This window comes from Methylocaldum sp. 14B (genome assembly GCF_002005105.1).
In the GTDB taxonomy this organism is placed as follows: domain Bacteria; phylum Pseudomonadota; class Gammaproteobacteria; order Methylococcales; family Methylococcaceae; genus Methylocaldum.
This window is the reverse complement of record NZ_MSCV01000002.1, coordinates 72,538-86,945: the sequence shown is the minus strand read 5'-3', so window position 1 is coordinate 86,945 and position 14,408 is coordinate 72,538. Positions and strand designations below refer to the sequence as shown.

15 protein-coding genes are annotated in these 14,408 nt (G+C 57.2%); 8 read left to right on the top strand and 7 right to left on the bottom strand.

Going from position 1 to position 14,408, the window contains the following annotated elements:
* Positions 1-289 precede the first annotated feature (289 nt).
* Positions 290-1,099 (top strand): prolipoprotein diacylglyceryl transferase, encoded by an 810-nt coding sequence (gene lgt / locus B2A78_RS01850; RefSeq protein WP_077728209.1) that lies wholly within the window; start codon positions 290-292, stop codon positions 1,097-1,099.
* Positions 1,100-1,156: 57 nt separating this feature from the next.
* Positions 1,157-2,053: a thymidylate synthase gene (gene thyA / locus B2A78_RS01845; RefSeq protein WP_077728208.1), complete on the top strand. Its 897-nt coding sequence runs from the start codon at positions 1,157-1,159 to the stop codon at positions 2,051-2,053.
* Positions 2,054-2,098: 45 nt separating this feature from the next.
* Here thyA and B2A78_RS01840 read toward each other — a convergent pair whose 3' ends face one another.
* Entirely contained in the window at positions 2,099-3,949 is a 1,851-nt protein-coding gene (locus B2A78_RS01840; RefSeq protein ID WP_168175319.1) for a PAS domain S-box protein, read from the bottom strand.
* A gap of 141 nt (positions 3,950-4,090) precedes the next feature.
* Here B2A78_RS01840 and B2A78_RS25935 point away from each other — a divergent pair, with 141 nt between their 5' ends.
* Positions 4,091-4,348: a hypothetical protein gene (locus B2A78_RS25935; protein ID WP_168175318.1), complete on the top strand. Its 258-nt coding sequence runs from the start codon at positions 4,091-4,093 to the stop codon at positions 4,346-4,348.
* Positions 4,349-4,357: 9 nt separating this feature from the next.
* On the opposite strand, the gene B2A78_RS01835 is transcribed toward B2A78_RS25935, so the two are convergent.
* Entirely contained in the window at positions 4,358-4,993 is a 636-nt protein-coding gene (locus B2A78_RS01835; RefSeq protein ID WP_077728206.1) for an MEDS domain-containing protein, read from the bottom strand.
* Positions 4,994-5,204: 211 nt separating this feature from the next.
* On the opposite strand from B2A78_RS01835, the gene B2A78_RS01830 reads away from it, so the two are divergent.
* Both B2A78_RS01830 and B2A78_RS01825 read left to right on the top strand, forming a co-directional pair.
* Positions 5,205-6,368 (top strand): alkene reductase, encoded by a 1,164-nt coding sequence (locus tag B2A78_RS01830; RefSeq protein WP_077728205.1) that lies wholly within the window; start codon positions 5,205-5,207, stop codon positions 6,366-6,368.
* A gap of 3 nt (positions 6,369-6,371) precedes the next feature.
* Positions 6,372-6,860, top strand: coding sequence for a dihydrofolate reductase (locus B2A78_RS01825; RefSeq protein WP_077728204.1), 489 nt, complete (start codon positions 6,372-6,374; stop codon positions 6,858-6,860).
* Between the two features lie 69 nt (positions 6,861-6,929).
* Here the strand turns inward: B2A78_RS01825 and moaC are convergent, their stop codons facing one another.
* Positions 6,930-7,412, bottom strand: coding sequence for a cyclic pyranopterin monophosphate synthase MoaC (moaC, locus tag B2A78_RS01820; protein WP_077728203.1), 483 nt, complete (start codon positions 7,410-7,412; stop codon positions 6,930-6,932).
* A 71-nt stretch (positions 7,413-7,483) separates the two neighbouring features.
* Between moaC and B2A78_RS01815 the strand changes: the two genes are divergently transcribed.
* Positions 7,484-7,981, top strand: a complete 498-nt coding sequence (locus B2A78_RS01815; protein WP_077728202.1) for a flavin reductase family protein — start codon at positions 7,484-7,486, stop codon at positions 7,979-7,981.
* 22 nt (positions 7,982-8,003) lie between these two features.
* On the opposite strand, the gene B2A78_RS01810 is transcribed toward B2A78_RS01815, so the two are convergent.
* Both B2A78_RS01810 and B2A78_RS01805 read right to left on the bottom strand, forming a co-directional pair.
* The gene (locus B2A78_RS01810; protein ID WP_077728201.1) at positions 8,004-8,717 is read right to left on the bottom strand and encodes a DUF2490 domain-containing protein; all 714 of its coding nucleotides are present in this window, start codon (positions 8,715-8,717) and stop codon (positions 8,004-8,006) included.
* Positions 8,718-8,794: 77 nt separating this feature from the next.
* Positions 8,795-9,688, bottom strand: a complete 894-nt coding sequence (locus B2A78_RS01805) for a phosphoribosylaminoimidazolesuccinocarboxamide synthase (protein ID WP_077728343.1) — start codon at positions 9,686-9,688, stop codon at positions 8,795-8,797.
* Between the two features lie 165 nt (positions 9,689-9,853).
* Here B2A78_RS01805 and djlA point away from each other — a divergent pair, with 165 nt between their 5' ends.
* Both djlA and B2A78_RS01795 read left to right on the top strand, forming a co-directional pair.
* Entirely contained in the window at positions 9,854-10,681 is an 828-nt protein-coding gene (gene djlA / locus B2A78_RS01800) for a co-chaperone DjlA (RefSeq protein WP_077728200.1), read from the top strand.
* A 42-nt stretch (positions 10,682-10,723) separates the two neighbouring features.
* Entirely contained in the window at positions 10,724-11,206 is a 483-nt protein-coding gene (locus B2A78_RS01795) for a YajQ family cyclic di-GMP-binding protein (protein WP_077728199.1), read from the top strand.
* A 170-nt stretch (positions 11,207-11,376) separates the two neighbouring features.
* On the opposite strand, the gene B2A78_RS01790 is transcribed toward B2A78_RS01795, so the two are convergent.
* Complete coding sequence (locus B2A78_RS01790) at positions 11,377-13,665, bottom strand: nitric-oxide reductase large subunit (RefSeq protein WP_077728198.1); 2,289 nt, start codon at positions 13,663-13,665, stop codon at positions 11,377-11,379.
* Positions 13,658-14,335 (bottom strand): hemerythrin domain-containing protein, encoded by a 678-nt coding sequence (locus B2A78_RS01785; RefSeq protein WP_077728342.1) that lies wholly within the window; start codon positions 14,333-14,335, stop codon positions 13,658-13,660. Before B2A78_RS01785 ends, B2A78_RS01790 begins: the two co-directional genes overlap by 8 nt.
* Between the last annotated feature and the right edge of the window lie 73 nt (positions 14,336-14,408).

Genomic DNA, 14,408 nt, shown 5'->3' with positions numbered 1-14,408 from the left:
GAACCCTTCGGCGGTTCGAAAAGGCTCCTAACCAGGAGCCTTTTTTTTGGGATACTGCAATTACTCATTAGAGCCTCGGAAACATCATTCGAGGGAGCTTGATCCGTCCGAGTTAAACAGTTTGTTCCACGTGGAACATAGAAACGAGTTACCTCGCTTTTCCACCGCACCGATGACCTACGATCACGGTATACTTCTACCAGTTATAATCTTCCGATAAGCCTCGATCGCACCTTCTCGAGCTCTAAAGCACGCTTTATCCGGACCCCATCTGCGGAGAGACAGCCAAATGTTGCCATATCCCTCTATCGATCCAGTGGCTATTAGCATCGGTCCTTTGAAAATTCATTGGTACGGGCTGATGTATGTCATCGGTATCGGCGGTGCATGGTGGCTGGCTCGCCAAAGAGCCAAAGAACCCGGTTTCCCGTGGACCCCAGCTCAGGTGGAGGATCTCATCTTTTATACCGCTCTTGGGCTGGTGATCGGCGGCCGGGTGGGATATATGCTCTTCTATAACTTTCCGGCATTCACTCAAGACCCTTTAATGCTGTTTAGAGTATGGGAAGGCGGTATGGCCTTCCACGGCGGATTGTTGGGAGCGTTAGCGGCAATGTGGATCTTTGCTCGAAAGCAGAAAAGCTCGTTTTTTGCGGTGACCGATTTTATCGCGCGGTACGTGCCGATTGGACTTTTTACGGGCCGCATCGGGAATTTCATCAATGGCGAGCTTTGGGGAAAACCAACTGATGTGCCTTGGGCGATGGTATTTCCGGATGCCGGCCCGGAGCCGCGCCATCCTTCCCAGCTCTATGAAGCCTTTCTGGAAGGTATCGTTCTTTTCGTGGCACTACACTTTTTCAGCCGTCGGTCGCCGCCGACAATGGCGGTAAGCGGCTTGTTTCTGCTCCTCTATGGCATGTTCCGCTTCATGGTCGAGTTCGTTCGTCTACCGGACGCTCACATCGGTTACCTGGCCTTCGGCTGGCTCACCATGGGGCAGGTGTTGAGCTTTCCCATGATCATCCTGGGTATGCTGCTTCTCGTTTTGGCCTACCGCCGTCCGATAGCCTCTGGCCTGAGGACTGATGAGTCCTGAAATCGAAGCACCGAACGAAACGGAAGATCGGCTTAAACAACGAAAACGCCAGCCATAATGTCCCATCCCGAAGAGCAATATCTCACTTTACTTCGAAAACTGATAACCGAAGGGGATGAGCGAATCGATCGAACCGGGGTCGGGACGCGCGCTCTGTTCGGCTATACGATGCGATTCGACCTCGCGGCGGGATTCCCGCTGTTCACGACCAAGCAGATTTTTTGGAAGACGGCGTTCAAGGAGCTTTTGTGGATGTTGTCGGGCGGTCGGAATATCCGGGAGCTTCTCGAACAGAACGTGCGTATCTGGACGGATTGGCCCTTAAAAAAATACCGAACTGCGACGGGTGAATCGATAAGCCAAGAGGATTTTGAACGCCGTATCTTGAGCGACGATGAATTCGCCGCCCGCTGGGGCGACCTCGGGCCGGTGTATGGGCATCAATGGCGCCGTTGGCGGGATTACGATGGGAAAGAGATCGACCAGGTGCAGCTATTGGTCGATGGACTGAAGAACGATCCGACCTCACGCCGGCTGCTTTTCGAGGGTTGGAACGTGGCCCAGTTGGACGAGATGGCGCTTCCACCCTGCCACAAAACCTATCAATTCTTTGTTAGCCAGGCTACGAACACTTTGTCGGGAGCCTTGATGCAGCGTTCGGCGGATGCCTATCTGGGGCTGGGTTGGAATGTCGCCAATCTAGCCTTGTTGACCCATCTGCTCGCCGATCATTGCGGGTATACGCCTGGAGAGATCGTTTGGTTCGGTTGCGACGTGCATCTATATCGCAATCATATCCCGCAGGCACAGCTTCAGGTAGAGCGACAGCCGCGTCCATTTCCCCGGTTGCACATCAAACGCAAGGCAGCCGATATATTCGGATATCGAATCGAAGATTTCGAAGTGGAGGGCTATGATCCCCATCCCCACATACCGGCCGAAGTGGCGGTTTGAACGTTCCGACGCGGCGGCACGCGCAGCAGGCGAAAACGAATCGATTTAGTTCCGCACTCGGCCGCCGGGCGCCGTTCGGTTTCCAGGCTGTTCAGGCGTCATTTCCTGCCGAGCATTCATCACGGTGTTGTCTGACAGCGGCAATCTAACTACGAACTCGCTCCCTTTCCCCGGACCGCCGCTCAGGGCCTCGATGCTTCCACCGTGCATTTCGACCAATTTCCGCACCAGAGTCAACCCGATACCGAGCCCACCTTGAGACCGGTCCAATGAGCGTTCGGCCTGCGTAAATAGATCAAATACGTGCGGCAGGAGTTCGGGCGAAATGCCGATACCGTTGTCCTTTACAGACAATATGAGTTCCCGTGCATTTGGGATCGCCGTTAGCTGAATGTGGCCGCCGTGAGGCGTGTATTTGGCCGCATTATTCAAGAGATTGGTAACTACCTGAACCAGCCTGACCGCATCCCCTCTCAGCAACACCGGTTCCTCGGGAGATGAGATAGAAAGTCGATGCTGTTGGGAATCGATAATGGCTTCGGTAGCTTCGACTGCCCGGTCGATGAGGACGGACAGTTCGATAGGTTCGTTCTTGAGCGTAATCTTGCCGCGGGTGATGCGCGATACATCCAGGAGATCATCGACCAAATGAACCAAATGTTTGACCTGGCGATCGATCATGTCTTTAACCCACAGCAATCGCGAATCGGTCAGATTCAGCAGTCCCATCACCTGAACCGCATTGCGAATGGGAGCCAAGGGATTACGCAATTCGTGGGATAGCATTGCCAGGAATTCGTTCTTGCGCCGATCGGCTTCTTCCAAGGCATCCTGAACCCGGACGAGTTCGTCGATGTCGGAGCAGATTCCGAACCACTTGGTGATGCGACTGCTCGCATCACGAATCGGGCGAGCGCGAACCTGAAACCATTGGTAGGATCCGTCGGTCGAGCGAAGACGATACTTGGTTCGGAACGGCTCACCCGTTGTCACCGCATGCTGCCATTGCAGCCTAGTGCGCTCTTCGTCATCCGGATGTATGGCCGCAACCCATTCGGTGCTTTTCGAATCCGGCGGTAAGCCCGAATACTCATAGAATCGGGGGCTGATATAGTCGATAAACCCGCTCGAATCGCTGGTAAACAGGATATCCGGCACCGTCTCGGCCATGGCGCGGAATCGCGCTTCGCTCTCCCTAAGCGCCGTCTCGGCCCACTTGCGCTCGGTAATATCGCGTATGATTCCTGTGAACTTTGTTTGCCCGCCGATCTGCATCTCGCTGACGGTAAGTTCGGCCGGAAAAATAGAGCCGTTTTTGTGTAGTACATCGACATCCCGACGGATGCAGATGATGGTCTTCGTGCCCGTGGCTAGATAACGTTCGATGAAACTGTCATGGCGTTCGCGGTCTGGCGACGGCATGAGAATTCGAATGTTTTTCCCGATAACTTCAGCAGCGGTATAGCCGAATAGCCTTTCCGCAGCGGCGTTGAAAAGCTCGATGTAGCCGCCGCTGTCCGTGGTGATGATCCCATCGACGGCGGTAGTGATAATGCTTTGGAGACGTTCTTCACTGAATTTTAGGGCTGCGGTACGTTCTTCGATTCTCCTTTCCAACTGCTCGTACGCTTCATGCAGCGCCGACTCGGCCGCTTCCCGCCGCTGGATTTCCGCCTCCAGTCGGGCGTTCTTTTCCAACAAATCGGCAGTACGAGCGGCGACTTGATTCTCCAGATCATCTAGCACCTGCTCCAACCGTTCCTTGGTTTCCCGTTTCTCCATTAAAGTCGCCACGAAATTGGCGGTGTTGAGGATATAGGGAGCATAAGGCGTGAACGCCTGCAGGTTTGCGATTCTGAGGATGAGAAAGCCGAACAGCGTCGTGTTCGTGCGCAACGGGATACACTCATGCCCGGCATCGGGAATGGCGCCACAGCGTTTAAGTCCAATGGACGGTGTGGTGTTCGTACAATGATCGCACGTAGAGAGGCCGGCACCTTTCCGCTGTTCGGATACGAATGATCCACAAAAGCAAAAGTGGACATTCTCGACCCCGGGGATGTCACGCAATGCGCGGCAAAGGAAAGCGGCCTGCTCTTCCCTTGCGGACAAAATCCCGAGCGTTTGTTGCACGATCAGCAGTTTCCCCAATATTTCGGGCTGCGGCTGAAGAACGACCGTTACCGGACTCGTCATAACGCTGTTTCCACCTTCAGGTGGATGATGGAGCCAACTCAAGCTCAGGCAGGAGCGCGGAGTATGCAAGGCAAAGCCGAAAAAAAGGCCGTGCGCTAAGGGTAACGATCATCTTGAAGCCCGGAGCCGGGACAGATATTGCTCGGGTGCTTCGTAATAGGGGTTGTGTAGAATTTGCCCCTGAACGATCATCAGAGGATGCACCCTTAGAATTTCGTACAGATTGGCACCGCCCAGTCGGTTGGCATCGTACTGGCAAATGATGCTGCTAAAAGGGACCTCGTTTACAACGATGTTGAGCATCGACTCGTATTCGAACCACCGCTCCAGCCCAGGATGCTCGTTGCTGGTCCAGCCGGTTTCACCAGTGGCGCGTATTCCCAAAAAGCCTTCATCGATACTCTGCCGATACATCGACCGCCAGGTGTCGATCATCCGTTCCGGCAGAAAGGCCCCGTCGGGGCAATACGTCTTTTCAGCTTGGCTCAAAATGAACTGGCCCGGCCGGAGATGCTCGGGTAAATTAATGCCCAGTCTAGCGATATACTGTTCGAGTTCGTCGCCCGATGACACATCCGCCAGATAGGCGACCTTTTCTCCGGATACCAGACCGCTCTCCACGAATTGCGCCATCGTGCGGGAATGCTCTTCTTCATCGGTGTAGATGTAGCAGAGGTGACTGCCTGAAGGGAGATGCTGATCGGTGAAGCCGAACGCCGCATCCTTTTTTTGCGCGTAACACATAAGCTTTTTCAGGAAATTTCTGTCCGATCTAAATCAATGCTAACCCAAGTCATTTGTCAGAAAAAGACCGCGACCATTTTGTACGTACCGAAGTCGAATAGAGCGAATAACCAACTGAGACAGAGTTGACACCGGAAAGCGCCTATATGTTCCCCACCGCGATCGCCCTTTGTGCTCATTCTTCGAACCGTAGCCAGACCGGGGGCGAACCATGAACAACCCAATCTTCGAACCTTACGCATTAGGGCCTTATACACTGAAGAACCGCATGGTCATGGCGCCGCTGACGCGTTCGCGGGCCGGGCAGCCCGGAAATGTTCCCACCGATCTGAACGCACTTTACTATGCCCAACGCGCATCCGCAGGGCTCATCATTTCCGAGGCTACGCAAGTCTCGCAGCAAGGCCAAGGATACGCGTGGACGCCCGGCATACATAGGCCGGATCAGGTCGTCGGTTGGCGTTCGGTTGCGGAAGCCGTACATCGAGCCGGCGGCCTTATTTTTATGCAGCTATGGCACGTGGGCCGCATTTCTCACCCTGCCTTGCAGCCGGATGGGCAGCTTCCGGTCGCGCCTTCAGCGATTCGGCCATCGGGTACGGCCTTCATCGTCAACGAGCGAGGGGAAGGCGAAATGGTTCCGTTCGTCACTCCCAGAGCGATGGCTATCGAGGAAATGCCCTATATCGTGAAGCAATATGCGCACGGTGCGAGCAATGCCCTCCACGCAGGTTTGGATGGCGTCGAGATCCACGCCGCCAACGGCTACCTGTTGGACCAATTTCTCAACACAAGTTCCAACCACCGCACCGATGAGTACGGCGGACCGGTGGAAAACCGCGCCCGGCTGCTAATGGAAGTGGTGGCGGCCGTCTGTCGGGTATGGGGACCGCAGCGTGTCGGTGTCCGTTTGTCGCCGCTGGGCAGTTTCAACGATATGGGTGATGACGACCCGGAAGCGCTTTTCCGTCACGTCGCGGAACAGTTAAACCGCTTCAATCTCGCTTATCTTCACATTGTCGAGCCAGAAATGGCCCGCGATCCTGCCTCCCCGTCGTTTGATCCGCGGGGACCGGCGATGATGAAGCTGATCCGCGCCAAATACAGCGGTACGCTGATCGTTTGCGGCGGATACGATTACCGCAAGGCTGTCGCGTGTCTTGAGGAAGGGCGGGCGGATTTGGTGGCGTTCGGACGCTTGTTCATCGCCAATCCCGACCTCCCGGAGCGCTTTCGACAGAATGCCGAGCTGAACCCGCCGGATGAATCGACTTACTACGGCGGTGGCGCCAAAGGGTATGTGGATTACCCGACGCTCAAGCAGCTAAGAGGGGAAGAGCCGATGACCGCGATCGGCACAGCGGAGAAAAGCTGAGTGATGAAAATTTCTCTTATCGTCGCCATGGGCGAAAACCGGGTGATCGGCGTGGATAACCGGATGCCCTGGCATTTGTCCGCGGACCTCAAGCGTTTCAAACAGATCACCATGGGAAAGCCTTTGGTCATGGGTCGCCGGACTCACGAGTCCATCGGTCGGCCGCTACCGGGCCGGAAAAATATCGTGCTTACTTCCGATCGGGCGTACGTCGCACCGGGCTGTGTGGTGGTGCATACGCTGAGGGATGCACTCGGCGAGGCGGACGCCGACGAAGTCATGGTCATCGGCGGTTCATCTTTGTATGAGACATTATTGCCGAAGGCGGATCGGCTTTATCTCACGCTCATTCACCGCGAGTTCGTGGGAGATACCTTCTTTCCGGAATTCGAATGGAAGGAATGGTCTGAAATTGAGCGCCTCGACGTGACGGACGATCCGGACAGCGGCCTGAGCTACAGTTTCTTGGTGCTCGAAAGGAAAGCACCGTAATCCGAGCGACGAGGGCGTTTGATCGAGTTCTCTTCCTGCATTTTCGCAGAAAGAGTTCTCGGCTCGCGCCTAGCCTTTTTCTCGCTGCCAGTGCCCGGATTTTCCGCCCGCTTTCTCGAGCAGGCGAACCGACTGAATCGTCATTCCGCGATCCACCGCCTTGCACATGTCGTAGATGGTGAGGAGCGCCACTTGCACCGCGGTCAGCGCTTCCATTTCGACTCCGGTTTGCCCGACGGTTTTGACCGTGGCTTCGCAGCGCACACGGTGGCGTTCCGGCTCCGGTTCGAGGATCACGTCCACACTTGTGATCGCGATCGGATGGCATAGCGGGATCAGCTCCGAGGTCTTCTTGCTGGCCATGATGCCGGCGATACGAGCGATCCCCAGCACATCGCCTTTCTTGTGGCCGCCTTGCAGGATCAACGCCAGGGTTTCGGAACGCATCTCGATATAACCTTCGGCGATCGCCACCCGTTGCGTGGCCGGCTTGCCGCCGACGTCGACCATATGGGCGGCGCCCGATTCGTTGAAATGAGTGAGCTTGCTCATGCTGCGGTAGTCTAAAGCCAAGATGACGCTATTATAGAGCCGCGATAAGCCACGGGGGCAAAGAGAGAATCATGAGCCAAGCCATAGCGGATTTATTCAGACGAATCACTTGTGGTGTCTACGTGATCGGTGTCGCCGCCGATGACCGCTACAACGCTTTTACGGCGGCCTGGGTCATGCCCGTATCCTTCGACCCTTTGCTTTTGGCGTTGAGCATCAATCCCCGTCATTCCTCCTATGAACTGCTCAAGCAAGGGAAATCGTTTTCTGTGAACGTGCTGAGCCGGGAGCAGATGGATGTGGCGAGACATTTCGGAAGTCCGGCCAGCATCGATAAACTCGCTTCGGTGGCCTGGCGCAAAGGGCGCGACGGTACGCCGCTATTGATGGATGCCCTAGCCTGGTTCGAGTGCGAGTTAACCGGAGGATGCCCGGCCGGAGATCATGTGCTGGCGCTTGGCCGGGTAATTGATGGAGCTTTGCTGAAGCCGGATGCAGCACCCCTGACGTACCGGGAGACCGGCGATATGGATGGCGCGGCGGCGATTTTTCCGGATCGTTTTTCCTGAAATGACGCCGCGCGCCCGGACATCAGTAATTCAAAAAGAGGCTGACCGACAATACATGGCTGATTCGGTCGGGAGCCTCGGCTCTCCGGATATATTGATTCATGTAGCCGATTTCGGTCCTGATTTCTTTATTGAAGTTGTAGCCCAATCCTACGAAGAGCCGGTTCTGATCAAGCCCATCGTCCCCGCTCCAGTCGGCTTTGTTGATTCTGACAAACACCTCTTCCCAGCCCACCAGGCTGAAGTCCGGTGCGAAGTCGAGCGGGACCGAAAGTTTTACGAATTGCCGGAAGCGCCAGCCGACATCGCTGCCGGTTTCGGCGAAGCGCTGCTCTAGCCGGGATCGGCTGGTGAAAGTGCCGAATGAAGTAGGCTGTGTCCACAGGAATTGCTGCCAGATACGATTTTCGTCGAAGCGCCGCCCGGTAAACGGCCGATCGGTGAAAATCCAGGCATAGCCCAGCCACACGCTTGCATTGTCGTTGAGCGCGTAACCCAGCGCGGGCCTCACCATGCTTTGTGACAAGCGGGAAGTATCCTCGCCGAAACGCCCCTGGCCTTCCAGCCAATAGCGGAAGCTTTTGAACTTCGGATCAATAAACCCGAAGCCGCCGACGGCGGTGACATTGCCCCAGGTTTGGAAATCTTCGAGCGATTCGGCTGAGGTAACGTGCGGCCCGGACAAAAAAATTGCCGGCAACAGCCAGCGGAGGCGCTGATTCGATCGGTATTTCATCGTCTACCCTGTCTCTTGAAAGCAAGTCGGGTATTATCGGGTCAACACTATCTGCGTCAACCCGTTTTCGCGACGACCTACGGCTTGGTCAGACGTTCCTCCGCTTCCCGATATTTTTCGGCCGTTTTGGTAATCACTTCAGGCGGCAAATGAGGAGCGGGAGGCTGTTTGTTCCAGGACAGAGTTTCCAAATAATCCCGTACGAATTGTTTGTCGAAGCTGGGCGGGCTGATGCCGACCCGGTACTGATCCACCGGCCAGAAACGGGACGAATCCGGAGTCAGCGCCTCGTCGATGAGATAGAGCTGGCCGGCATTATCCAGGCCGAATTCGAATTTGGTGTCGGCAATGATGATGCCCCGATCGAGGGCGTAGGCCGCCGCTTCGGTGTAAAGCTTAAGGCTGATGCGTCTGATTTGTTCCGCCAAATCTTTTCCGATCAGTTCGACGGTTTTCTCGAAACTGATATTTTCGTCGTGGCTGCCGAATTCCGCCTTGGTCGACGGTGTGAAAATGGCCTCAGGCAGTTTCTCCGCAAGCTGCAATCCCGGCGGTAGCGCGATACCGCAAACCGCTCCGTTCTTTTGATAATCCTTCCAGCCCGAGCCGATCAGATAACCGCGTACGACGGCTTCCACCGGAAGGGGCTTGAGTTTCTTGACGACGATTCCCCGCCCTTCTACCTGGGCGCGTTCGGCGGGATCGGAAATGACCCGATCCAGCGTCAGGCCGGACAAATGGTTGGGGACGATATGCTTAAGCCTTCCGAACCAGAAATTGGAAACCGAGGTGAGTACCCGGCCTTTTCCGGGAATGGGATCGGGCAGAATGCAATCGAACGCGGACAGGCGGTCGGTCGTGACGATCAACATGTGATCGTCGTCGATGTCATAAATGTCGCGGACTTTGCCGCGGCCGCGGAGGCTCAAGCTTTTCAGCGAGCTTTCGTATAGGGTGTCCGGGGCGTTCATCATTCCTCTTCGGCAACAGTGGTTGAAACGGACTATGGTCAAGACCCGATCGGCGTCTTCGCAGGCCGTAAAGCACGGACTGCGCCAACGTTGTGGGCTTTATGAATAACCGCCAATCATGTAACTTTGTGGCTTTCACTGCAAGAATAAAAGACCCTTTCAATCATGACTTGGCTCGGCAAGGTCGTCGGCGGGACGTTCGGTTTGTTCATGGGTGGACCGTTATTCGCTATTCTGGGCGCTGCCCTGGGGCACCAGTTCGACCGGGTCATGGGCAATGTCGGTCTGCTGCAAACGGATTTCGTTCCCGGTACGCAGAGTCGCGTGCAGATGGTCTTTTTCACCGTCACCTTTTCGGTGGTGGGGCACATCGCCAAAGCCGACGGACGGGTGTCGGAAGCCGAAATCAAATCCACCCGGGCCATCATGGATAGGATGGGGCTTTCGGAGGACATGCGCAAAACGGCCATCCGGCTGTTTAACGAAGGTAAGCGCGCCGATTTCCCGCTGGATGACACTTTGGATCAATTTCGAAGCGAGTGTCGCCGCCGGTCTTCGCTGCTGCGCCTGTTTATCGAGTTGCAGCTGGAGGCGGCCTATGCCGATGGCGTCCTTCATTCAGCGGAGGAACAGCTGCTGCTCCGAATCTGCGACCGGCTTCAGTTTTCCCGCTTCGAGTTTCATGCCATCAAGGCCCGCATGGAAGCGGAACTGCGCTTCGCCCGCACGGGGAGCCAGTATTCTCAGTGGCGCCGAGAACGAGCCGCGGGCGCGCGCCGACCGTCGGCCGCCGATGCCTATGCCGTTCTGGGCATCACCCCGTCGGCCAGCGACCAAGAAATCAGGCGTGCTTACCGGAGGCTGATGAGCCAGCACCATCCCGACAAATTGGTCGCCAACGGCTTGCCCGAGGAAATGGTCAAACTAGCCACCGAAAAAACCCAGCAAATCAGGAGCGCTTATGAAGTTATCGCCAAGGCACGCAAGTTCTGAGCGCTCGCGGCACTTTTCAAACACGTTCTGAGAGGACACCTCATGCCATCTTTCGACATCGTATCGGAAGTCAATCTGCACGAAGTGAGCAATGCGGTCGACCAGGCCAACCGCGAAGTCGGCACGCGCTTCGATTTCAAGGGTTCCGACGCCCGTTACGATCTCGCGGAAGCCGTCGTGACCCTGCACGCGCAGACCGAATTTCAGCTTCAGCAAATGATGGACATCCTGCACACCAAGTTGGCCAAGCGCGGGGTCGACATCGCCTGTCTCAAAATCGATCCGCCTCTGGTTTCCGGCAGGGAGGCGCGTCAGACCGTGACCTTGCGCCAAGGGATCGATTCGACGCTCGCCAAGACTATCGTCAAGCTGATCAAGGACAGCAAACTGAAAGTGCAGGCCGCGATTCAGGGCGAACAGGTCCGGGTGACGGGCAAGAAAAGAGACGATCTGCAAGATGTCATCGCACTGCTGCGCGAGGCCAAGCTGGAATTGCCATTGCAGTACGTCAATTTCCGGGATTGACCGGTTTCGGCGTGGCACGGGGACCGCTCCCGCAGCATTCAGCGCTTGTATGCCAGGCGCGGTCGTGCCCAATTCTGATGTGTGCGAGTGAATCTGCGGTTGTTACCGACCGGCAAGGCCGCCTGCCGACGCGCTTCGTCGGCAGGCGGCTTTCGGCAATCCTTTTGGGATCAGCTTCGTTCCGTTGCGAACGCGGGCTCTTCATCCTGCAGCGATAGCTGACTCGATCGCTGCAACAAGCCGCTGACGACCTGCCAGGCGATCGACAACGCGCCGACGATGAAGACGACATCGCCAAACGTGCGCACCCAGCGCAGCATCTCGAGGAAGGGTTGCTGCAGAAAGGCTTCGCTGCGCGCATACCACAGGCCCTGGCTGACGCTGGCATGGAACTGGAACAGTCCGATAGGTAAGAGACTGGTGGCGATCATCAGCACCAGCCCTGCATTGAGCCACCAGAAGCCCGTCTTCATCAGCCGCTCGCTGAGCACCAATTCCGGACGGACATAGCGCAGCACCAGCAGCGTGAAGCCCAGCGCGAGGAAGCCGTACACGCCGAACAGTGCGGCATGGGCGTGCACCGGCGTGGTGTTGAGCCCTTGTACATAGTAGAGCGAAATCGGCGGGTTGATCATGAAGCCGAATACGCCCGCGCCCAGCATGTTCCAGAAGGCGACGGCGATGAAACACATCAGCGGCCATTTCAGGTTCGTCATCCACGTCGCGCGATCCTTGAGACGCCAGTTCTCCCATGCCTCGTAACCGAGCACCACCAGCGGAACCACTTCGAGCGCGCTGAAACTCGCGCCCACGGCCATGATCGGCGTGGTCGTGCCGGAGAAATAGAGGTGATGAAACGTGCCGGGCACGCCGCCGAGCATGAACAGCGAGGCCGAGGCCAGGCTGGCGGTCGTCGCCATGCGCACGGAAACGAGGCCCAGCGTGGAGAAGACGAAGGCCAGCGCCGTGGTGGCGAACACTTCGAAGAAACCTTCGACCCAAAGATGCACCACCCACCAGCGCCAGTACTCCATCACCGACAGGTGCGTGCGCTCGCCGTAGAAAAAGCCGGCGCTGTAAAAGAGGCCGATGGCCACGACCGAGGCGGTGAACAGGGCCAGCAGGTTTTTGTCGCCCGCCCGTTTGAAGGCCGGGACGATGCCGCGCAGCATCAGCACCAGCCAGAAGGCGACGCCGACAAACTTGCCGATCTGCCACAGCCGGCCGAGATCCACGTACTCGAATCCTTGATGGCCGAGCCAGAAGTTGAGCTCTTTCGGCATCACCTGCGCGATCGCCAGATAGTTGCCGATGAAAGAACCGAGCACCACGATGACCAGCGCCCAGAACAGGATATCGACGCCGGTCTTCTGATAGGCCGGGTCCTTTCCGCCGTTGATGAGCGGCGCGAGAAACAGGCCGGCCGCCAGAAAGCCCGTGGCGATCCAGAACAAGGCGCTCTGGATATGCCAGGTGCGCGCCAATGAATAAGGCAGCCATCTCGAAATATCGAGGCCGTAGAACTCTTGCCCTTCCACCGTGTAATGCGCGGTGAGACCGCCCAAGAGGACCTGGAAGGAGAACAGCGCGACCACCAGGAACAGATATTTCCCCAAGGCCCGTTGCGAGGGCGTGAGCGCGATCAGGGACAGGGGATCGCGCGCCGGGGCTTTCGGGTCGCTTTCATCGTGCTTCCGCAGGAACGCCCAGCCCCAGATCAGGAAGCCGACGCCGGCCATCATGAAGGCAACGCTGGCGATCGACCACACGATGTTCTCGCCGGTGGGCCGGTTGCCGATCAGCGGTTCGTGCGGCCAGTTGTTGGTATAGGTGGCGCTGGAACCGGGGCGCTCGGTTGCGGCGGCCCATGCGGTCCAGAAGAAAAAGGCCGAGAGGTCGCCACGCCGTTCGGCGCTCGGCAGCGTGGCCTCTTTCATGGCATAGCTTTCGCGGGTGCTCCGTAGCTCGGGCGCATCGCCGAACAGCCGGTCGTAATAAGCGGCAGTCCGTGCGATCGCTTCGGCTCGCTGCGCCGAGACAGTCGCGGTGCCGGTCGCTTCATCGAAGGTATTGTGCCGGTATTCATGCTTCAGGCGCGCCGTCAGTATCGCCTGGCGCTCCCCATCAAGGGCGTCGAAGTTCATGCCGTATTCCGCTTGTGCGGCCAGCTCCAGCCAGTTCGACAGTTCGCGGTGCAGCCAGTCGGCGGTCCAGTCCGGCGCCTGATAAGCGCCATGCCCCCAGATCGAGCCCAGCTGCATGCCGCCCACGGACTGCCAGGCGGTCTGTCCGTCGAGAATGCGGTTCTGGGTGTAAAGCGTCCGACCTTCGTGCGTGATGACGCGCTGCGGAATCGGCGGCGCGCTGCGATAGACCTCGGTGCCGTAATAACCGAGCACGGTGAAGGTCACGGCCAGTACGCCGATCAGCGTAAACCAGAGCTTACGGTAATTATCCATGAGAGGCCTCCGTTTTATGGACTGGTGTGGCGGTTTCGAAAAGGACGTTGTTCTCGAGATAGATGTTTTCCATCAGGTCTACGCACAGCGCAGCCAGTCCCAGATACAGCGCACGCCAGGTATTGCAGGCGCCGGGCGGCGGGGTGAAGCCATCGGTGAGGCCGTTGAGGCGTTTGAGTGCTTCGCCGTAATGGTCATGCTCCATGCGCATGACCAGAATCAGCGTGCGCGCGAAGGCCCCTTCACCGCGAGCCAAAAGAGGGAACAACACCTGCTCCTCCGTCTGTATGTGACTTTCCAGCGCCTGTTCCAACACACTGAGGTGATCGGCCAGTCCTCGCGGGCATGAGGGATGCTCGCCGTGCGTCTGCTCGATCCGGCGCGCCAAGTGGATCAACTCCGGCAGTTGTCGGCGATGTCGTTGGTGAAAACGATCGAGGAGATGCGCGATGAGTGCCGACGGAGGCGCATTCTTCCAATCGGTCGTCTCGGAAGTCTGCTGCTCCTCAAGGCTTTCGAGCTTGTTATCGATCTCCTGTGCCCGCCGCCCTTTGGCTCGGACCGCTTCGCGGAGACTCTGTCCGTCGGGGCGACGGAATTTCGGTGCGTATTGTTGAAAGATCTGCGTTGTTCCGGCGAGACTGCCCGGAGGTTGGTCGAGTGTGTTCATGATCGGCTCCATTGAGAATTCCAATCTTCCCTTAGCAAGCCGTAGGCCACACAATCTCAATAATAAAATCCGT

What these genes read in the sequence shown, in the direction of transcription:
- lgt (WP_077728209.1), top strand. Translation starts at nt 290, where the DNA reads ATGTTGCCATATCCCTCTATCGATCCAGTGGCTATTAGCATCGGTCCT.
- thyA (WP_077728208.1), top strand. Translation starts at nt 1,157, where the DNA reads ATGTCCCATCCCGAAGAGCAATATCTCACTTTACTTCGAAAACTGATA.
- B2A78_RS01835 (WP_077728206.1), bottom strand. Translation starts at nt 4,993, where the DNA reads ATGTGTTACGCGCAAAAAAAGGATGCGGCGTTCGGCTTCACCGATCAG.
- B2A78_RS01830 (WP_077728205.1), top strand. Translation starts at nt 5,205, where the DNA reads ATGAACAACCCAATCTTCGAACCTTACGCATTAGGGCCTTATACACTG.
- B2A78_RS01825 (WP_077728204.1), top strand. Translation starts at nt 6,372, where the DNA reads ATGAAAATTTCTCTTATCGTCGCCATGGGCGAAAACCGGGTGATCGGC.
- moaC (WP_077728203.1), bottom strand. Translation starts at nt 7,412, where the DNA reads ATGAGCAAGCTCACTCATTTCAACGAATCGGGCGCCGCCCATATGGTC.
- B2A78_RS01815 (WP_077728202.1), top strand. Translation starts at nt 7,484, where the DNA reads ATGAGCCAAGCCATAGCGGATTTATTCAGACGAATCACTTGTGGTGTC.
- B2A78_RS01810 (WP_077728201.1), bottom strand. Translation starts at nt 8,717, where the DNA reads ATGAAATACCGATCGAATCAGCGCCTCCGCTGGCTGTTGCCGGCAATT.
- B2A78_RS01805 (WP_077728343.1), bottom strand. Translation starts at nt 9,688, where the DNA reads ATGAACGCCCCGGACACCCTATACGAAAGCTCGCTGAAAAGCTTGAGC.
- djlA (WP_077728200.1), top strand. Translation starts at nt 9,854, where the DNA reads ATGACTTGGCTCGGCAAGGTCGTCGGCGGGACGTTCGGTTTGTTCATG.
- B2A78_RS01795 (WP_077728199.1), top strand. Translation starts at nt 10,724, where the DNA reads ATGCCATCTTTCGACATCGTATCGGAAGTCAATCTGCACGAAGTGAGC.
- B2A78_RS01790 (WP_077728198.1), bottom strand. Translation starts at nt 13,665, where the DNA reads ATGGATAATTACCGTAAGCTCTGGTTTACGCTGATCGGCGTACTGGCC.
- B2A78_RS01785 (WP_077728342.1), bottom strand. Translation starts at nt 14,335, where the DNA reads ATGAACACACTCGACCAACCTCCGGGCAGTCTCGCCGGAACAACGCAG.